At 52.6% G+C, this 20,420-nt stretch carries 18 protein-coding genes; all 18 read right to left on the reverse strand.

The genetic code is table 11. The features are described 5' to 3' along the window. Window positions 1-62 precede the first annotated feature (62 nt). Window positions 63-1,406: an RIP metalloprotease RseP gene (gene rseP, locus JOD24_RS09785; RefSeq protein WP_429246827.1), complete on the reverse strand. Its 1,344-nt coding sequence runs from the start codon at window positions 1,404-1,406 to the stop codon at window positions 63-65. 34 nt (window positions 1,407-1,440) lie between these two features. Next, complete coding sequence (locus tag JOD24_RS09790; RefSeq protein ID WP_429246828.1) at window positions 1,441-2,598, reverse strand: 1-deoxy-D-xylulose-5-phosphate reductoisomerase; 1,158 nt, start codon at window positions 2,596-2,598, stop codon at window positions 1,441-1,443. Between the two features lie 73 nt (window positions 2,599-2,671). After that, window positions 2,672-3,472, reverse strand: a complete 801-nt coding sequence (locus JOD24_RS09795) for a phosphatidate cytidylyltransferase (RefSeq protein ID WP_429246829.1) — start codon at window positions 3,470-3,472, stop codon at window positions 2,672-2,674. A 20-nt stretch (window positions 3,473-3,492) separates the two neighbouring features. Continuing rightward, a complete protein-coding gene (gene uppS, locus JOD24_RS09800; protein ID WP_380163265.1) occupies window positions 3,493-4,284 on the reverse strand; it encodes an undecaprenyl pyrophosphate synthase in 792 nt (263 codons plus the stop codon). Window positions 4,285-4,566: 282 nt separating this feature from the next. Beyond that, window positions 4,567-5,121 (reverse strand): ribosome recycling factor, encoded by a 555-nt coding sequence (gene frr, locus JOD24_RS09805; protein WP_380163266.1) that lies wholly within the window; start codon window positions 5,119-5,121, stop codon window positions 4,567-4,569. Beyond that, window positions 5,122-5,847, reverse strand: a complete 726-nt coding sequence (gene pyrH / locus JOD24_RS09810; RefSeq protein WP_380163267.1) for a UMP kinase — start codon at window positions 5,845-5,847, stop codon at window positions 5,122-5,124. Between the two features lie 112 nt (window positions 5,848-5,959). Beyond that, the gene (tsf, locus tag JOD24_RS09815) at window positions 5,960-6,610 is read right to left on the reverse strand and encodes a translation elongation factor Ts (RefSeq protein ID WP_380163268.1); all 651 of its coding nucleotides are present in this window, start codon (window positions 6,608-6,610) and stop codon (window positions 5,960-5,962) included. Between the two features lie 74 nt (window positions 6,611-6,684). Next, a complete protein-coding gene (rpsB, locus tag JOD24_RS09820; RefSeq protein WP_380163269.1) occupies window positions 6,685-7,386 on the reverse strand; it encodes a 30S ribosomal protein S2 in 702 nt (233 codons plus the stop codon). Between the two features lie 173 nt (window positions 7,387-7,559). Then, on the reverse strand, window positions 7,560-8,339 hold the full coding sequence (gene codY / locus JOD24_RS09825) for a GTP-sensing pleiotropic transcriptional regulator CodY (RefSeq protein WP_429246830.1): 780 nt from the start codon (window positions 8,337-8,339) through the stop codon (window positions 7,560-7,562). 278 nt (window positions 8,340-8,617) lie between these two features. Further along, window positions 8,618-10,039: an ATP-dependent protease ATPase subunit HslU gene (gene hslU, locus JOD24_RS09830; RefSeq protein ID WP_380163271.1), complete on the reverse strand. Its 1,422-nt coding sequence runs from the start codon at window positions 10,037-10,039 to the stop codon at window positions 8,618-8,620. Continuing rightward, window positions 10,036-10,575 (reverse strand): ATP-dependent protease subunit HslV, encoded by a 540-nt coding sequence (gene hslV / locus JOD24_RS09835; protein ID WP_380163272.1) that lies wholly within the window; start codon window positions 10,573-10,575, stop codon window positions 10,036-10,038. The genes hslU and hslV overlap by 4 nt, the downstream gene beginning before the upstream one ends. A gap of 240 nt (window positions 10,576-10,815) precedes the next feature. Next, complete coding sequence (gene trmFO, locus JOD24_RS09840; protein ID WP_380163273.1) at window positions 10,816-12,144, reverse strand: FADH(2)-oxidizing methylenetetrahydrofolate--tRNA-(uracil(54)-C(5))-methyltransferase TrmFO; 1,329 nt, start codon at window positions 12,142-12,144, stop codon at window positions 10,816-10,818. 12 nt (window positions 12,145-12,156) lie between these two features. Then, entirely contained in the window at window positions 12,157-14,232 is a 2,076-nt protein-coding gene (gene topA, locus JOD24_RS09845) for a type I DNA topoisomerase (protein WP_429246831.1), read from the reverse strand. A 292-nt stretch (window positions 14,233-14,524) separates the two neighbouring features. Beyond that, entirely contained in the window at window positions 14,525-15,850 is a 1,326-nt protein-coding gene (locus tag JOD24_RS09850; protein ID WP_380163275.1) for an MDR family MFS transporter, read from the reverse strand. A 511-nt stretch (window positions 15,851-16,361) separates the two neighbouring features. Continuing rightward, window positions 16,362-16,643, reverse strand: coding sequence for a hypothetical protein (locus JOD24_RS09855; RefSeq protein WP_380163276.1), 282 nt, complete (start codon window positions 16,641-16,643; stop codon window positions 16,362-16,364). 339 nt (window positions 16,644-16,982) lie between these two features. Then, a complete protein-coding gene (gene dprA / locus JOD24_RS09860; protein WP_429246832.1) occupies window positions 16,983-18,083 on the reverse strand; it encodes a DNA-processing protein DprA in 1,101 nt (366 codons plus the stop codon). A gap of 71 nt (window positions 18,084-18,154) precedes the next feature. After that, complete coding sequence (gene sucD, locus JOD24_RS09865; protein ID WP_429246833.1) at window positions 18,155-19,087, reverse strand: succinate--CoA ligase subunit alpha; 933 nt, start codon at window positions 19,085-19,087, stop codon at window positions 18,155-18,157. Window positions 19,088-19,130: 43 nt separating this feature from the next. Continuing rightward, window positions 19,131-20,291, reverse strand: a complete 1,161-nt coding sequence (gene sucC, locus JOD24_RS09870; RefSeq protein WP_429246834.1) for an ADP-forming succinate--CoA ligase subunit beta — start codon at window positions 20,289-20,291, stop codon at window positions 19,131-19,133. Window positions 20,292-20,420: the final 129 nt, after the last annotated feature.

The raw sequence follows: 20,420 nt of genomic DNA on the forward strand, positions 1-20,420 counted from the left end.
ACCAAAAACCCCGCCACCACAGGCAGGGTTTAATGGATTGGTTTATTTTTCATCCGTCGGGATCAACTGAAAAAGACCCGCACCACATCATTGTATGTGATCATCAACATCAACATCATCAGTAGGGCAAAACCGACAAAGTGCACCAAGCTTTCCTTGTTGGGGTCAATCGGTTTTCCTCTGAGAGCTTCAAAGAGGATAAAGACGAGCCGTCCCCCGTCCAAAGCGGGGAAAGGAAGGATGTTGAGAATCCCCAAGTTGAGACTGAGCAGAGCAGCCAGACGAATCATTGGCAACCATCCGGCTTCTGCCGCCTGTCCCGTGATATCGGCGATTCCCACCGGTCCCGCCAAACTCTCCAGACCCACCTTCCCTGTGATCAACTGGCCGATCGCTTGTAGCATCACTCCGGTCAGCTCATAGGTCTTTTGAAAGCCGCTCACCGCTGCCTCAGAGACTGTTGCATCCCGCAATTCCTGCTTCATCCGTATTCCAATCAGAAATTGCCCGTCTTTTTTTTCAGGCTGGACCGTAATATCATACTTCTGGTTCGCCCGTTCCAGTTCCATGGCTACCGGTTTTCCCTCGGCTTCCTGTAAGGGCATCCGGATGTCATTGAGACTTTTGACTTCCTTGTTCTCCACTTTTCGGACTGTATCCCCTGGCTTAATCCCCGCTTTTTCCGCCGGTGTGCCCGATTCGATATCCTCGACCGTAACCTTTGTCTCCAAGCCGACTGCCAATGTCACCACGGCCATCAGAACAATCGTCAGCAAGAGATTAAATACCGGTCCCGCCAAGATAGTCAGTCCACGGTCCAAAATACCTTTGGAGGCGAACTGCCGATCCAGAGGAGCAATCTGAATGATGTTTTTCTCATCATACTGGATCACTGCCTGGGGATGGAGCCGGTGACGAATCTCTTTCCCCTCTTCATCCTCCATCAGAATGAAAAGCTGATCTTCCAAATCCGCTTCCAACAATTTTCCGGACACCGTATCCGCTACAGTGGGAAGGTGTTTGGGTAGGTCCGTTCCCGGAAAGTCGTCCACTTCCCCGTATTCTCGGACCCATTCTCCCCTACTTCCGGAATCCGCCGTCTGGGATGGGTTCGTGCGAATCCGAAGAACGCGACCTTCCCCATCCCGGTCCAATAGCAAGGAGGCACCGGTTTTTAATTCGACAATTTCCGGATCCTCTCCGGCCATCCGCACATAGCCTCCGAGGGGAAGAATTCGGATGGAATACTGCGTCTCCCCTTTGAACCAGGAGATCAGTTTGGGACCGAAACCAATGGCAAATTCCCGGACCAGAATCCCTGCCCGTTTGGCAAAGATAAAATGTCCCAGTTCATGGATGAACACCAACACACTGATCAATAAGATAAAGGTTATCACTGTCTGCATCAAACCGTCACCACCTTGATTGGTCGTGGATCCGTCAACTTGTCTTCTTTAAGCATTGCCGAGCCGTTTCCCGGGCCCAGCGGTCCGCTTCAAACAGCTCTTCCAAGTTGGGATCCCTCACTACCTTGTGCCGGGAGAGGGCCTCTCCAACCACCTCTTCAATCATCGGAAAGGGCGATCCCCCTTGGAGAAAGCGTTCCACCGCCACCTCGTTAGCCCCATTGAGGACCGTAGGTAGCGTCCCGCCGGCTTGGCCTGCATCATAGGCCATCTGCAGACAGGGAAACCGTTTCAGATCCGGTTCACGGAAGTGGAGAGCCCCCAGCTTCACCAGATCGAGGGGGTCTGTGCGCAAGGGCAAGCGCTCTGGATTGCTCAATGCGTATTGAATGGGAACTTTCATATCGGGGGTCCCCAGCTCCGCTAGCAAAGCTCCATCCACAAACTCCACCAAGGAATGGATGATACTCTCAGGGTGAATCAGGACATCAATCTGGTCGTAGGAAAGACCGAACAGCCAGTGGGCCTCAATCACTTCCAAGCCCTTGTTCATCATACTGGCGGAGTCCACGGTGATCTTGGCTCCCATGGACCAGTTGGGGTGATTGAGAGCTTCCTCCCGGGTGGCATCCTCGATCTTTTCCCTGGGCCAGTCCCGGAAAGGGCCACCGGAGGCCGTCAGTATGATTCGTCTCACCTGTGACGGATTCTCCCTGTGCAAACATTGATGGATCGCCGAATGCTCACTGTCGATGGGAAGGATGTCCACTCCGGCTTTCTTCGCTTCCTCCATAACGATCGCTCCGCCCATCACCAAGGTCTCCTTGTTGGCCAGACCAATCGTTTTTCCCGCTTGGATGCCAGCCAAGGTTGGCACCAGTCCCCGACTCCCCACCAGAGCAGATACCAGATAGGTGGCATCAGGATGAGTCGCCACCTCTGTGAGTCCCTCCTCGCCATATGTGGTGCGAACCGGATCAGACACCCTTAGCTTTACTTCTTCTACCGCATCTTTGGAAGACATGGAGATTAATTTGGGTTTAAATTCCTCCACCTGTTTCACCAACTCTTCCACATTGCCACCGGCGGCGAGGGCGATCACTTCAAACTGGTCGGGATGCTGCCTGACCACCTCCAACGTATTGATTCCTATGGAACCCGTGGAACCCAGGATCGCCAATCGTTTTTTCATTCTATTTCACTCTCCTGGAAGCGTTGTGATTGAGTACATTCGGAGTCGGTCGGGGTGCTTTTTCACCATGCTCCTAGATCAGCTGGGTCGTATGCAAAACGATAAAAACGAGCAGGAGGCTGTCAAAGCGATCCAGGACCCCCCCATGACCGGGGAGGAGAGAACCGGTATCCTTCACACCTGTCGTCCGCTTGATCGCTGATTCAATCAGATCTCCCAAAGGACCGACGATGCTGATCATCAACCCGATTCCCAGGACGGCAACAAGACTGCCCAATTCTGGAAACAAGAGTCCGATAATGCCGCTGATGCCCAGAGACAGAACCATCCCCCCCAAGGATCCTTCCACAGTTTTGTTGGGGCTGATGGACGGCCACAGCTTCCTTTTTCCCCAGCGTTTTCCCGTAAAGTAAGCACCGGAATCGTTAGTCCAAGTAACAATCAATGCCAGCAAGGACCACATCACCCCATCGGTCATCAGACGGGTCTGGATCATGTAGGAGAATCCAAATCCTATGTATAAAGACCCCAAAAAAAGATAGGCCACCTCTTCCACATGAATCCGATTTCGGCTGGTAACTATCAGAGTCAGGAGTACCACCAGACCCATCAGAATGTTATTAGGTACCTGAAGAGGCCAAATCGACGGCAAAAAACCCTGTTCGACCAACCCGGTCAATAGGATCATCCACATCAGGACTAGTCCCGTCATCGCTTCCAAAGAATAAAAGACGATCTTTTTCATGCGACAGAATTCCACATAACCGATCGTAGCCAACACACCGATCAATCCGGCATAACTCCATCCGCCCCCCCAGAGAAAAGCAAGAAAACCCGCTCCGCCCAACACCCCCGTAATGATCCGTTGTTTCATCCGTTCTCACCCGTTTTCCATCAGACCGCCCCATAACGGCGGGAACGGCGCTGAAAATCATCTATCGCCTCAAAAAACATCTCTCTTGTAAAATCCGGCCAAAAAACATCGGTAAACCAAAGTTCACTGTATGCCAGCTGCCAAAGCATAAAGTTGCTGATCCGAACTTCACCACTGGTCCGGATCATTAGATCGGGTTCGGGAAGGTTTGCTGTATACAAGGTGCTCCCAAAATACTCCTCGTTCACAGCTTCCTTTTCCAGCTTACCCGATATGACATCATCTATAATCCCATGCATCGCTCGAAGCATTTCTGCACGGGATCCGTAATTGAGGGCAAAGCTAAGAATCATCCCCGTATTGTCTCGAGTGGCTTCCTTGAATTTCAAGATCGCCTCCCTCGTATGACCGGGTAGCTGGTCTTCTTCTCCCAGCATACTTACCTGAATGTTTCGAGCCACCAATTCCTCCAGATCCGTTCGCAAAAACTCCCCTGGCAAGCCCATCAGGTAATTAACTTCCTCTTTCGGACGCTTCCAATTTTCCGTGGAAAAAGAATACAATGTCAGTGCTTCAATCCCCAGATCATCCGCTGCCCGCGTAATATGACGGACCGTTTTCATTCCAGCCCGGTGGCCGGCTACCCGGGGCATTCCCCTGCTCTTGGCCCAACGTCCGTTTCCGTCCATGATGATGGCCACGTGACGGGGGAGGGGACCTTTTTGGAGAGTTTGGATCCGTTTGCAGTCTGTGTCATTTTGTTTCGTCTCCCGGTGATATCCCACCAACCATTTCTTTAACCAGTCAATCATCCTCATACCCCCGCAGCTCTGCAACATTACGATGTTTGGGCGCTTGGATTTTGCCCTATGAAACACCTTTGGCTCGGGATCTCACCGGCCCATCCGCAACCAGGTTTTTTCACGCTTCCTAACCGTTGAACGGCAGATCAGTTTCCATCAAATCAATGTGTAGGTGATAAAATGTTCACCCGCATCTTAAAGATACCAAAAATTTGTCGGACTTGCGAGAGGATGAACCGCGACATTCCAGATAAAACAAACCCCCCTTGCAAGCGAAGGGGGATCACCCTGTCAAACCTCCATGATCTCTTTTTCTTTTGTTTCGACGACTTGATCTGTCTCCTGAATGAAGCGGTCCGTCAATTTTTGAATTTCATCCTGGCCACGACGAGCCTCATCTTCGGACAGATCACCTTTTTTCTCCAATTTCTTCATTTCATCGTTGGCATCCCGACGGATGTTGCGAATCGCCACCTTGGCTTCTTCCCCTGTCTTCTTCACCACTTTCACCAATTCAGCCCGACGCTCTTCTGTAAGAGCGGGAATGGCGATTCGGATCAGGTTGCCATCGTTATTGGGTGTCAGTCCTAAATCCGATTTGAGGATGGCCCGTTCCACATCCCCCAGCGTCGACTTGTCCCAAGGTTGCACCACCAACAGCCGGGGTTCTGGCGTGGAGATGTTGGCCAGTTGATTTAAGGGCATTTCGCTTCCGTAACATTCCACCATCACCTTATCCAACAAGGCCGGCGTCGCCCGTCCAGCCCGAATCGAAGCGAGCTCCCTTTTTAACGACTGGATCGCCTTTTCCATTCGTTGGTTGGCATCTTTTTTGACAGCATCCATCTATACATTCCCCCTGACAAGGGTACCGATTGGTTCCCCCTGAATGACACGGCGGATATTTCCGGTCCCTTCGATGTTGAATACAATCAACGGAATGTCATTATCCATACAGAGTGACGAAGCAGTTGAATCCATCACTCCAAGTCCCTGGTTCAACACATCCAGATAGGTCAGCGATTCATACTTGACAGCATCCGGGTCCTGGCTTGGATCTGCTGAATAGACTCCGTCCACTTTATTTTTGGCCATCAGAATCACATCGGCTTCGATTTCAGCCGCCCGTAGTGCAGCTGTAGTATCTGTGGAGAAATAGGGGTTTCCAGTCCCCGAAGCGAAGATGACCACCCGCCCCTTTTCCAAGTGGCGAATAGCTCTCCGTCGAATATAGGGCTCCGCCACCTGTCGCATTTCAATGGATGTCTGGACCCGGCTCGGGACCCCCTCCGTTTCCAAAGCATCCTGCAGAGCGAGTGAGTTCATCACCGTAGCTAGCATTCCCATATAGTCCGCCGTGGCTCGATCCATCCCCTTGGCACTGCCGGCCATCCCGCGCCAGATGTTGCCGCCGCCGACCACAATGGCGACTTGCACATCCATCTCGATCACTTCTTTCAGCTGGACGGCGATGGACTGAATCACATTGGGATCAATCCCATAACCCTGTTCTCCCGCCAAGGCTTCCCCGCTCAATTTGAGCACGATGCGTTTATATCTCGGATCTGCCATCCCTGGACCCCCCCGTTTCCCATTCATCCATTTCGACGTGATCGGAGGCAGTTCCTCTTCCACCTCCGTGCAAAAAAAGGGAACACTCCGTGTTCCCTCATGCCCCATATCCTTACTTTCTCACCTGGGACATCACTTCGGAGGCAAAGTCCTCCTGCCGTTTCTCCAATCCTTCACCCAGCTCATAACGTGTGAAACGACGGACCGAGATGTTTTCCCCGATCTTGGCGATTTTTTCTTTCACCAATTCATCGACGGTCTTGTCTCCATCCTTGATGTAGGGTTGTTCCAACAGGCAGACACGCTCATAAAACTTCCCGAGACGACCTTCCACCATCTTATCCACGATGTGTTCAGGTTTACCTTCTTGCAAAGCCTGGTTCTTCAGGATTTCCCGTTCTTTGTCCACTTCAGCTTCCGGCACTTCTTCTCGACGGACATATTGAGGGTTCAGAGCCGCGATCTGCATGGCAATCTCCCTGACAAATCCCTTGAAATCATCGGTATTGGCGACAAAGTCCGTCTCACAGTTGACCTCTACCAGCACACCAATTCGGCCGTTGGCATGTATGTAGGATTCTACCAAGCCCTCAGCGGCAATGCGATCTGCTTTCTTCTCAGCTTTGGCCAACCCTTTTTCTCGAAGCAACTCCATCGCTTTCTGCACATTTCCATCTGCTTCTTGGAGCACCTTTTTGCAATCCATCATGCCGGCGCCGGTTTTTTCACGCAACTCTTTCACTTGGGCCGCAGTAATCGCCATAAATCTTCCTCCTGTACATATCGTTTAAAAAAAGGGTGGTCACGCATCCCGCGGCCACCCTGTTACTCTCCTCTTCAGGACGCTGACGTCTCTTCTCCCTGTTTCCCTTCCAGTGAGGCATCGGCCATCTTGGAAGTAAACAGACGCACCGCACGAATGGCATCATCGTTGCCGGGGATGATATGATCGATTTCATCGGGATCACAGTTGGTATCGACAATCGCGATAATCGGGATCCCCAGTTTGCGGGCTTCCGCCACAGCGATGCGCTCTTTGCGCGGGTCAATGATAAAGACGGCATCGGGCAGTTCCTTCATATGCTTGATCCCACCCAGGAATTTCTCCAGACGGGCCTGTTCCTTCTTCAGCATGACCACTTCTTTTTTGGGGAGAACGTCAAAGGTGCCGTCATCTTCCATTGCTTCCAGTTTGTGCAACCGATCGATCCGTTTGCGGATCGTTTGGAAGTTGGTGAGCGTACCTCCCAACCACCGATGGTTGACATAAAACATGCCGGAACGCTCGGCTTCTTCCCGTACGGCATCCTGTGCCTGTTTTTTCGTCCCGACAAACAGGATCTTGCCCCCCTTAGAAGCCAGGTCACGCACATAGTTATAGGTCTCTTCCATCATTTTGACCGTTTTTTGCAGGTCGATGATGTAGATTCCGTTCCGTTCCGTAAAAATATATTTCTCCATCTTCGGGTTCCAACGACGGGTCTGGTGTCCGAAGTGAACCCCCGCTTCCAACAGCTGTTTCATAGAAACGACAGCCATGGTTAATTCCTCCTTTTGGTTATTCCTCCGCCGGCTTTCGGGACTGGGACCCGAAGGCACCGACCGGTCCCATCGGCCGACGTGTGTATTCACACCGCTTAATAATATACCACAAGCAAAAGCGGCCTCGCAAGAACTTGGATCGATTTCAAAAGGAATTTGCCCTTGCGTCCTCAAGATTGTTTCAATTTACCCAACATGGGAAGAAATTTATCATTCAATACCTTGATATGTGTTCCTTTCATTCCCAAGGATCGGGATTCGACCACCCCGCCGCTTTCCAATTTTCGCAAAGCGTTGACGATAACGGAACGGGTGATTCCAGCCTGGTCGGCCACCTTGCTCGCCACCAGAATTCCCTCTCGCCCATCCAGCTCTTCAAAGATATGTTCCACTGCTTCCTGTTCGCTATAAGAGAGAGAATCCACTGCCAACTGGACCATCGCCCGGTTGCGGGCTTCTTCCTCCGCTTTTTCCGCCTTCATCTCCAAAATCTCCATCCCGACTACGGTAGCCCCGTACTCCGCCAACACCAGATCATCCTCCACAAAAGGCTGATCAAAGCGGGTTAACAACAAAGTTCCCAGGCGGTCTCCCCCACCCATGATCGGAACGAGGGTGGTGTAACCGTGTGATTCGTTCTCATCCGTCTGATGATTCAGGCTGAATGGGCTGTTTTCATTCTGGTTGGCGGAAGTTTCCCGAACCGACTTCAGAAGATCATTGTACTCTTCGCCGAGATGACCCTCAAACACTGCTCGCCGTTGCAGATCATCTCCTGCGGATTCCTGCACGGTCCCGAATCCGAGGATCTTCCCCCGGCGACTGACCACATAGACATTGGCCAGGATCATATCCCGCAGGACTTCGGCCATCTCTTTAAAACTGACGGCTTGTCCTCCTGTTCTTTGCAGGAGATTGTTAATCTCCCTCGCCTTGGACAACAGGTCCATTTCTATGATTTCCTCCTTTTCTTGTTAACAGGCAGCTCCTTTGCTGAATTTTGAGGGAGGGATCCTGATACTGTTCCCCAACCCGCTGAGATCCCATCAGCCCCCGGTTCAAAGGAGAGAAAAAGTGTTGTGATTTACCCTTCACAGACGGTCGGGATGGAGTTTCACATCCAGAGTGTTGATACCTATTTTAGGTGGGGAGATCGTGTTTCCCTACGCTCCCTCGGGTGACACACGACACTCCCGCAAACTTTTTTCTAGTATCAAGCTCCCTGTTTTTAGAGTATATATTGGCTCAGATCCCGGTTTCCCACCACATCCCCCAATCGCTCCCGGACGTATTCAGGAGTCACCTGAACCTCTTCCAAGGTAATATCAGGAGCCTCAAAGGAGAGTTCCTCCAGCAAACGTTCCAATATCGTATGGAGCCGACGAGCCCCAATATTCTCCGTTCCTTGGTTGACATCCGCTGCCAGTTTTGCAATCTCCTGAATCGCAGTCTCCGTAAAGGTCACTCGAATTCCCTCGGTCTCCAGGAGAGCGGTGTACTGTTTGAGAAGGGCGCCTTTGGGTTCGGTCAATATGCGGACAAAATCCTCCGCCTTCAGATCCCCCAGTTCCACACGGATCGGGAACCTTCCCTGCAGTTCCGGGATCATGTCAGAGGGTTTGGCAGTGTGGAAAGCGCCCGCGGCGATAAACAGAATGTGATCCGTCTTTACCGGGCCGTACTTGGTCATCACCGTGGAACCCTCCACGATGGGCAGGATATCCCGTTGCACCCCTTCTCTGGAGACATCAGGCCCTCCCTGCCGATCCTTGCCCGCAATTTTATCCACCTCATCGATGAAGATGATCCCCGTCTGTTCCACCCGGCTCATGGAATCCTGCTGCACTTGGTCCATATCGATCAGCTTCTGTCCTTCTTCCTGGATCAGAACCTTGCGGGCCTCCCGGACAGGAAGACGGCGTTTCTTGGTCTTTTTGGGCATAAACTGTCCCAGCATCTCCTGCATATTAATCCCCATCTGTTCTGCACTGGAGCCAGCAAACATATCCATCATCGGCAATTGATCTTCCACTTCGATCTCGATCACTTCATCTTCCAATGAACCGCTCTTCAGTTGAAAGCGGACCTTACGCTTCCTCTGCTCCAGCTCTTGGTTGCGGTTTTCTTCCTCCGCATCGGAGTTGCGTTCCCCTTTTCCTGAGTTGAACAGCATCTCCAATGGGTTTTTAAATTGATTGCTTCCTTTGCCGGAGGGGACCAGGAGAGAAACGATTCTTTCATCAGCCAGCTCTTCCGCCTTCTCCTTCACTTCTTCCAATTTTTCCGCCTTGACGATGCGGATGGCCGTCTCCACCAAATCCCGCACCATCGATTCCACATCCCGACCTACATAGCCGACTTCCGTAAATTTGGTCGCCTCCACCTTAACAAAGGGAGCCCCGACCAAGCGAGCGAGGCGACGGGCGATCTCTGTCTTCCCGACACCGGTGGGACCAATCATCAAGATGTTTTTGGGAACCACTTCGTCTTTCAGATCTTCCGGTAGCAGTGTCCTCCGGTAACGATTGCGGAGAGCCACAGCCACCGCCCGCTTTGCCTCGTTCTGGCCTACAATGTATTTATCGAGCTCCGCCACGATTTCCCGCGGAGTCCGTTTGGATTGCTTATCAGGGGATACGGTCACCCTCATACCTCCTCCAGAACGATTTGCTCATTAGTAAACACACAGATTTCCGACGCGATGGTGAGTGCTGCCTTTGCGATCTCACGCGCGGTGAGGTTGGAGGCGTAACGGCTGAGCGCCCTGCCTGCCGACAGGGCGTAACTTCCTCCAGAACCGATGGCCATCATCCCGTCATCGGGCTCAATCACTTCCCCGTTACCGGAGACCAGCAACAGATGCTCCTGATCCATCACCACCAACATCGCTTCCAACTTGCGGAGCACTTTATCCGCCCGCCACTCTTTGGCTAGCTCAACGGCTGCTCGCGGCAGATTGCCATGGAACTCTTCCAGCCTGCCTTCAAATTTCTCAAACAGAGTGACAGCGTCCGCCACCGATCCCGCAAAGCCTGCCACTACCTGACCCCGATAGAGACGGCGGACTTTTTTGGCCTGGTGTTTCATAATCATTTGGTTGCCGAAGGTTACCTGACCATCACCGGCTATCGCCCCTGAACCGTTATGGTGGATCGCAAATATGGTCGTTGCATGCATGCTTTCCAACCTGTTTTCCCCCTCCGGGTCAACCTCCTTCGGCTAACACTTGTGCCGAGGCAGGTCAACGGCTCTATTGCCTGTGGTTGGCACTTTTTTCTGCAAAAAAGTGTCAAAGCTTCCCAATTCCAGACTCTACTTCATCGTATCACAGAGGGTTTGGCCCAATCAAGGCAACAAAAAAGGGGAATTCCAATGACAACGCTGTTGCCAGGATCGGTTCCTGCCAATCCCAACAACAGCGTGGACTTATCCAGCGGAAGTTTCCTTTGCCGTCACATAAGAAGAGAATTCCTTCATGGATTCGAGAGCACGCTCGGCCAGTTGACGAACACGCTCCCGCTTCGGTTTCACCCGGGTTTCCAAGGGAGGGAAAAGGCCGAAGTTGATATTCATCGGCTGAAAATGGTTCGGATCCGCCTCTGTAATATAACGGGCCAAACTGCCCATCGCCGTTTCCGTTGGAAAGACGACAGGTGCTTCGTTCATTGCCAGACGAGCGGCGTTGATGCCGGCGATCAGACCCGCCGCCGCCGATTCCACATAGCCCTCCACCCCAGTCATCTGCCCGGCGATGAAGAGATCCTTCCGCTCTCGAAACTGATAGGTCGGCAAAAGTGCTCTCGGTGAATTGATAAAGGTATTGCGATGCATCACCCCGTAGCGGACAATCTCCGCCTGTTCCAGACCGGGGATCATCTGGAGAATCCGTTTCTGTTCTCCCCACTTCAGATGGGTCTGAAATCCGACGAGATTGTAGAGAGTACCCGCCCCGTTATCCTGACGCAACTGAACCACGGCATAAGGTTGCTTCCCTGTTCTGGGATCTGTGAGCCCTACAGGTTTCATCGGACCGTACAGGATGGTTTTCTCCCCGCGACGGGCCATCACTTCAATAGGCATACAGCCTTCAAAGTAAATCTCCTTTTCAAATTCCTTCAGCGGACTCACTTCCGCCTCCACCAGAGCTTTATAAAAACGGCGAAACTCCGCCTCCGTCATCGGACAGTTGATATACGCCGCCTCCCCTTTGCCGTATCGGGAGGCAATAAATGCTTGATCCATATCGATACTGTCCTTAGTCACAATCGGTGCTGCCGCATCGTAAAAGTAGAGATGCTCTTCACCAGCCAGCTTGCGGATTTCCCGAGAGAGAGCATCGGTAGTGAGGGGGCCAGTGGCAATCACTGTGATGCCGTCGGGGATCTCTGCCACCTCCTCTTCGAGGATCTCCACCTTCTCATGATTGCGCAACCTCTCGGTTACACAATTGGAAAAACCTTTCCGATCCACGGCCAACGCTCCCCCGGCGGGCACGGAGTGGGTGTCGGCACACCCGAGGATAAGGGAGTCCAGTTGCCGCATCTCCTCTTTCAGAATTCCGACCGCATTGCTCAAATCATTGGAGCGGAGTGAATTGCTACAGACCAACTCCGCGAATTGCCCAGTGTGATGGGCCGGCGTTTGCCTTTTCGGTCGCATCTCCACCAGGCGGACGTCCACACCGCGACAGGCCAACTGCCACGCCGCTTCACTGCCGGCCAAACCGGCTCCGATCACCGTTACCCTTTGGGTCATAGATCCTCCCCCTCAATTTTTCTCCTCTTGGTAATCACAGTGAGTACATTGGATCATAGTTCCCTTTTTCCTCTTCTTCTCCACCATCAAATGGCTACAACGAGGGCAGGGTCGAGGATTCGGTTTGTCCCAAGAGACAAACTCGCACTCCGGATAGCGGCTACACCCATAAAAAGTGCGTTGTCTTTTACTTTTTCTTTCCACGATCTCCCCTTCTTTGCAGCGGGGACAGGTAACACCTGTGGACTTCAGGATCGGTTTTGCATTACGGCAATCCGGAAACCCTGAACAGGCTAGGAATTTTCCGTAACGACCAAATTTGTAAACCATCGGGCTTCCGCATTTTTCACAGACTTCATCGGAAACCTCGTCTTGAATCTCTACTTCCTTCATCTCTTCCTCTGCCACTTCCAACCGCTTTGCAAACTTTTCATAGAATCGTTCTAAAATCTGGACCCAATCCACCTTGCCCTCTTCGACGTAGTCCAGGCTTTCCTCCATGCTGACGGTAAATTCCACATCCAGAATCTCAGGGAAGAACTCCTCCATCAGGGAGATGACAATCTCCCCCAATTCCGACGGGACAAAACGCCGTTCTTCCAGCATCACGTAGCCCCGCTTCTGAATCGTACTCAGCGTGGGAGCATAGGTGCTGGGGCGCCCGATTCCCTTTTCCTCCAGGGTTTTTACCAAACGAGCTTCGGTATAGCGGGGCGGAGGTTGGGTGAAATGCTGTTGCGGGCGGATGGATTTTCTTTTCAGTAGCTGCCCTTTCTCCAGCGCAGGCAAGAATTTGTTTTCTTCCTTGGTTCCATCATCATTGCCCTCGGTATACACCTTCATAAACCCAGGAAACTTGATTTTGGATCCCGTCGCCCGAAACAGCGCCTCCCCCACCTGAATGTCGGCAGAGATCTGGTCCAGAACCGCAGGGGACATCTGACTAGCGAGAAACCGTTCCCAGATCAATTTGTATAGTCGATACTGATCCCGGGATAGGTGAGGTTTCATCTCAGCAGGTGTCCGCAAAACCGATGTGGGACGAATCCCTTCATGAGCATCCTGAGCCCCGGCCTGCTTTTTATGGGTCCGGGGGCGAGCCGGAAGGTAAGAGTCCCCATACTTTCCCTGGATGTATTCCCGGGCTTCCTGGCGAGCGGTTTCTGAGATCCGGGTGGAATCTGTCCGCATATAGGTGATCAGACCGACGGAGCCCTCCTTTTTTCCTAGATTCACCCCTTCATAGAGCTGCTGGGCAATCGTCATCGTTTTCGCTGCACGAAAGTTGAGCTTGCGGGCCGCTTCCTGTTGCAACGAGCTCGTGATGAAAGGCGGGGCGGGGTTGCGCCGCCGCTCACTCTGTTTCACTTCCTCCACAGTAAACCGTTTACCCTTGATCGCTTCCAGCAGCTCTTGAACCTCTGCCTCATTTTTCAGTTCTTTCTTCTTCTTTCCGTATCCGTGAAACTTCGCTTCCAAAGTCTCCCCCTTCGCGTCCAGAACCGCTGTCACCGTCCAGTATTCTTCCGGTTGGAAATTACGGATCTCCTTTTCCCGGTCGATGATGAACTTGACGGCTACCGATTGGACCCGTCCCGCGGAGAGTCCCTTTCTCACTTTCTTCCACAGTACTGGGCTGATCCCGTATCCCACCAGACGATCCAAAATTCTGCGCGCTTGTTGCGCCTGAACTAAGTCCAGGTCAATCTTGCGCGGATGCTTGAAGGCATCTTTGACCGCCTGTTTGGTGATCTCGTTAAACACCACCCGGCACTCTTCATCCACCTCCATATTGAGGCTGTGAGCCAGATGGTAGGCGATGGCTTCCCCTTCCCGATCCGGGTCAGCCGCCAGATAGACACGCTTCACCTTTTTTTTGGCGTCTCTCAGTTCCTTGAGGACATCCCCTTTCCCCCGGATCGTGATATATTTTGGTTGGAATCCGTTTTCAGTGTCCACGCCCAGTTGACTTTTGGGCAAATCCCGCACGTGACCCATCGAGGCTTTGACGATATATTTTCTCCCCAAATACTTACTGATGGTTTTCGCTTTGGCGGGCGATTCGACAATGACCAAAGAATCGGCCATGCCTCGACCCCCTCTCTAAAAAATAAACCGTAATACTGATCATCATTCTAATGTCAATCTTTACCCAATTCGCCACAGGGTATAAACCCCAGAGGTAAAGCTGACGGATCTGGAGTGGATCGGTTCCTGTCGCTCTTGTACCATATCAAATGGAGAAGCCCCTGAGCAATGAGGTGATTTGAAGTCTATCCATTTTCAGGGTTCTCTTGCATAAGGAAAAAGCCTGCTTCCCGTTACGGGAACAGGCTTTATGAATGATTCGTTTCCTCACTATCAAAATCCTGCCGGCTACCTAGGATGACACCCCCTCTTCCAGGGAGCCGCTCCCTTGTGCCCTCGACAAACGGCGATACTCAGGCGCCCGATTCAACCGACGGAACAGGAGCTGATACACCCCCGCACTGACGAAAGCACAGATCCCTAACAAGAAGAAAGTCCATCCATATCCGACCCAAGCCGTGGCTGGAATGGCCACAGGAGCGATCGCCCGGCCGATCGAAAAGCGCAGGCTGGCAGCGGCAAAATATTGTCCCCGCATATTCTGCGGAGCCAACTTGGAGACAAATCCTTCCTGGATTCCGACCACAGCCAATTCCCCTGCCGTCAGGAAAATCATCCCTGCCACCGCCACCCAGAGGGCTGTGGAACTTCCAAATACCCACATCGACACTCCGTACAAGAGAGAAGAGAGGATAAAAACACGCCCTTCCGGAAACCGGTTCACCCAACGGGTCACGATGACAGTCAACAGAGCCACCAAGAACCCGTTTAAAGCCAACAGCCAACCGAAAAACTCCGCCCCTCCCGTCTGAATCGACCGATTCCCGAAAGAAAACAGTGTCTGTTGCGAGATCGCCTCCTTGACGTAAACCGCTACAGTCAGGTCCAATTGCATAAAGGTCTGGGCTACCAGAATTCCCGCCACGATAAACAACATAAAGTTGCGGTCAGACAGAATCACCCGATAATCCTGCAACTGAACCCACAAAAAGCGGTACCAAGGCAACTTTTTCCCTTCTGGAAATCCGGATGTCTCTCCCTTTTGGGGCACCGTCTCCCGAATCCAATAGCTAATCGCTACAGCCACAAGTAGACTGATCAGCGCGGCGACCACAAGCAAGGCAAATCGGTACTTGAAGAAGAAGATTCCACCTAGAATCGGACCGACCACCACTGCGATATTGACCGTGGTGTAAAATACCGCAAACACTTCATTCCGGTGTTTCGGTTTCACCAGATCCGCCACCATCGCGTGGCTGGCAGGCAAGTACAGAGAATTGGAAATGCCTAGGGCACTGAAACAGATGAAGGTCAGCATCGGGGAATGGTACCAAGGAGAGTTGGCCAAAGCAAAAAAGACAAAAGCAATCCCATCCACCACTGACGCGATCAACATCATCCGCTTGCGGCCGAACCGGTCGGCGCAATAACCCCCGATTACGTTGGCCAATACCCCGATCACCTGGGATACAATCAACAGCGCACCGGCGGTTCCTTTGCCAAAGGACTCGGCAAAATAGATCGCCATGAAAGGAAAGAACATCCAGAACAGGATGTTGACCATCCCTTCACCCAACAGTCGGATTTTCAAATTCAAATCCCACTCTTTCCAACGCATCGGTTTCCCCTCCATTCCTCTGTTTTTTTCGGACACAAAAAAGAACCATGAGCAAGGGTTCCTTTGCCCATGGTTCCCGGGTCCCGAATGCGTTCTATGCCTGCCCCGCCCAGGGAGCCAGAACAGAATGGACCGCGCAGGAGATGGAAAGGAATCCCTTGCGTAGACGAATGAATTTACTTGTTTTTCCAAGCAAAGATAAACGGATCCCATGAAGTACCGCTACAAGGCACAACTGCGGCGAGATCCGATTCATCGTACTTGCAGTGATAGAGAGTTGACTACACATGGACCTTTCCACCTCCTTCTTCCGAAAAATTGATATCCCTCATTCTATCCCATCTCCCAAAACAAAGCAACGGTTTTTGGAAATGCGAAACCTCAGCTGCCCCTCTCCGCAACACCATAACGGGAACGGAGTTTACCTAGCGGGAGGTGTGTAGCCACTCCTTCACTTCCAGCTAAGCATCCCATTAAAAAAGGGAGGGATTCCCCCTCCCCGATCGATCTGTTACCGCGATCGCGATTTTTTGCGACGGAAATCACCGATAAAAGTGACAAACTCTCCCCGCCGCAGATGGATAGTTCCCCGATTGAAAGCGCGGAAGGAGTTGAAAACAATCGCCGTGCGTCTCTTGCAGGTTACCCGGACAAAATCCCCGGGACGCAATGCCATCTTTGCCACCCGCACACGGGAAAAATGACACGCCAATCTGACCACCTCAAGCGGACGAACAGCGAATCGTTTCTTTTTCCGCTGATGCTCTAGGATTACTTGACTGGATCCAGCCATAATCGAGGGATCACTCCTTTGCCCGTTTCTATTTTTATCAGGGCTGTTGATTAATCAGGAAATGGGTGGTGGAACCAAAACTGACCTTTCGCTCTTTCCCTTGCCTCCATCGTAAAATATGGCTTGAGGGGACGGGGAGGGTGGGAGGGCTACGATCTCTTGCAAAGAGCGCAAAGGCGAATCAAAGTCCAACCATCCCGACCTTAGTTCCTGCCTAAAATATGACTAATCAACACGCCTGTATTTCTATATGTAAAAGAAGTATGGTTGGAAATGAGCAGATGCCATGGAAACAAAAAAATAAGCACCTTCAACGGAAGATGCCAAATTGGGAAACTCTCACTTTTTCATGAACTGAGCTCCAGGCAACTGTCGGACCCACCCTTTCACCTGTAGCTGAAGGAGTTGCCGGTGTAATTCTCCGAGGGACATGTCTGTGCGATCCGCTAAGGAATCCACCGTCAAGGGATGCTCCCCCAGCAGCTCCAAGAGAACCTGCTCCTGCGGCTCCAGATCAGCTTCGGGGAGAGATTCCTTTTGCGAAGGAGTTTCCGGCTGGGGAACGAAAGTCAGCTCCGTCCACAGATCCTCTGCATCGATCACACATTTAGCTCCCTCCCGGATCAGACGGTTGGTACCCTGACTCCAGGTTGAGGTGACAGGTCCAGGCACGGCAAAAACCTCCCGTCCTTGCTCCAAACTGTGATGTGCCGTGATCAGAGACCCACTCTTCTCCGCCGCCTCCACCACCAACGTCCCCCAGCTCAACCCACTGATGATCCGGTTTCGCTGGGGAAACAACCCGGGGTGAGGCTCCATTCCTGGAGGTGCCTCAGAAATCACTGCTCCCTTCCTCACCACCTCTTTGTAAAGATCCCGGTGATGGCGCGGGTAAACCACGTCCACACCACAACCCAGCACGGCTACCGTCCTTCCTCCAACTTCCAAAGCAGCCCGATGGGCCTCTCCATCCACCCCGGCAGCCAGACCACTCACCACCGTCCAACCCCGCTTGGCGATATCCCCTGCAAATTGTCGCGTCACCTGTTTTCCGTAAGAGGTCGTTTTGCGAGTCCCCACCACCGCCAGACCGGGACCCTGAAGGTAAGAGACATCCCCTCGCACATACAATACCCAGGGCGGCTGAGACAATTGTCCCAACAGCGGCGGATAGTCATCATCCAGTAGGGTGACCGCCTGAATTTCCCGCTTTGCCAACTCCTCTGCCACCTGTTCCACCCAACGGGGAGTCCATTTTTTCTGAATGCGGTGGATCGTGGCAGAAGGGATACCCGCTTCCCGCCACATGTGCATCTCTTCCTCCTCCGCTGGTCGACCCGGATCCCAGCCTGCCTGTCGTAATTTGTTCAGTGTCCCCCATCCGACACCCCGGATCTGGTGCATCGCCACCAGTCCCTCCCGCTCCTCCCAAGCCTTCACCCCATCCTCTCCTTCCTAAGTAAATAAAAAAGGGATCCCCCTAGGAGATCCCTTTAGCAAAAGCTCTGATGTTATTTCGCCGTGGTGCACTCTTCCAGCAAGCCTTTCTCTTTCAGGACCCGAACCAGGGTTTCGCCAATATCCGCCGGGGTCGGAGCGACTGCCACCCCACAGGCTTCCAGCTTGGCCACCTTTTCCTTCGCTGTTCCTTTGCCGCCGGAAATGATGGCACCGGCGTGACCCATCCGCTTGCCCGGAGGGGCAGTCTGACCACCGATGAAACCGACCACCGGTTTGGTCATGTGAGCTTGAATCCAGTTCGCTGCCTCTTCCTCAGCAGTCCCACCGATTTCTCCAATCATGATGACCGCTGAAGTGTCCGGATCTTGCTGGAACCGTTCCAACACATCAATAAAGTTGGTTCCGTTGACCGGATCTCCCCCGATCCCCACAGCGGTAGATTGACCGATTCCCCGCTGGGTCAGCTGATGAACCGCTTCATAGGTCAGAGTGCCGGAGCGAGAGACGACACCCACTCGTCCCGGAGTATGAATATAGCCCGGCATGATACCGATCTTACTTTCCCCTGGAGTGATCACTCCGGGACAGTTCGGGCCGATCAAGCGTGTCCGCTTTCCTTCCATATAACGGTTCACTTTCACCATATCGATCACCGGAATGCCTTCGGTAATACAGATCACCAGATCCAGGTCTGCATCTACCGCTTCCATGATCGCATCCGCCGCAAATGCCGGGGGAACATAGATCACTGACGCATTGGCTCCGGTCTTCTCCTTCGCTTCCACCACCGTATCAAATACCGGAACGGATTTGACCTCGCCATCTTCCAGGGTGATCTCCACCTGGGTGCCACCCTTGCCTGGCACAGCGCCGGCGACCATTTGTGTGCCGTATTCCAGCCCGCCTTGGGTGTGGAACAGACCGGTTTTTCCGGTAATCCCCTGCGTGATCACTTTCGTATCTTTGTTGATGAAAATGCTCAAGTTGGAACCCGCCTTTCCTTTCCAGATGTGATGAACTTATCCTTTACTTCACCAGGGAGACGATTTTTTCCGCAGCATCGGCCATGGAATCGGCTGCTGTGATCTTGAGACCCGATTCATTCAAAATCTTTTTGCCGAGCTCCACATTGGTCCCTTCCAGCCGTACCACCAGCGGACGGTCCAAACCGATCTCTTTGGCCGCTTCCACGACCCCTTCAGCGATCACGTCACACTTCATGATCCCGCCGAAAATGTTGACCAAGATGCCTTGAACCTGGGGATCTTCCAGGATAATTTTGAAGGCAGCCGTCACTTTTTCCGTGGTGGCCCCGCCTCCCACATCCAGAAAGTTGGCCGGTTCCCCACCGTAATGCTTGATGATGTCCATGGTAGCCATAGCCAACCCCGCTCCGTTCACCATGCAACCGATGTTTCCATCGAGGGCGATATAAGTCAGATCGAACTTGGAGGCTTCAATCTCTTTGGAATCCTCTTCGGAGAAGTCCCGCAGTTCCATCACCTCAGGATGGCGGTAAAGAGCATTGGAATCAAAGTTCAGTTTGGCATCCAGCGCCATCACCTGGCCGTCCGTCGTTGTGATCAGCGGGTTGATTTCCGCCAGAGAACCGTCCTTCTCCACAAAGGCCTGGTACAGACCAGTCATGAATTTAACGGCTTTATTGACCAGTTTTTTCGGAATCCCGATCGCAAAAGCCAGTTGCCGCGCCTGGAAGGGCTGAAGACCCACTGCTGGGTCGACGACTACTTTCACAATTTTTTCCGGGGTTTGGGCAGCCACCTCTTCAATCTCGGTGCCCCCCTCTGACGAAGCCATCATCGTCACCCGGTCCGTGGAACGGTCGATCACCACACCCACGTAATACTCCTTCTCGATCTTGCAGCCTTCCTCGATCAAGAGGCGTTTCACTTCTTTTCCTTCCGGTCCGGTCTGATGGGTGACTAGCGTTTTGCCCAGAAGCTCGTCAGCGTATTGTTTCACCTCATCCAAGCTTTTGGCCAACTTCACTCCGCCGGCTTTTCCCCGGCCCCCTGCGTGGATCTGAGCTTTAACCACCCACAGATCCCCACCTAATTCCTTGGCGGCATCCACCGCCTCCTCCGGGGTAAAAGCCACGTGGCCGCGGGGAACGACCACCCCGTACTGCTTCAGAATTTCTTTTCCCTGATACTCATGTACGTTCATGTCCCATCCCCCTATCCGTGAAAAATGATGGATACACAGCCTGTCCGGCCGAGAACCGATCCGGCTGCAGCTGGTTTGCCCGTGCTCTTATGTAGGGGAAAACCAATTCAACCCCCTGAAAGTATAGCG

Origin of the sequence: Kroppenstedtia sanguinis, from assembly GCF_050433445.1 — a bacterium.
In the GTDB taxonomy this organism is placed as follows: domain Bacteria; phylum Bacillota; class Bacilli; order Thermoactinomycetales; family DSM-45169; genus Kroppenstedtia; species Kroppenstedtia sanguinis.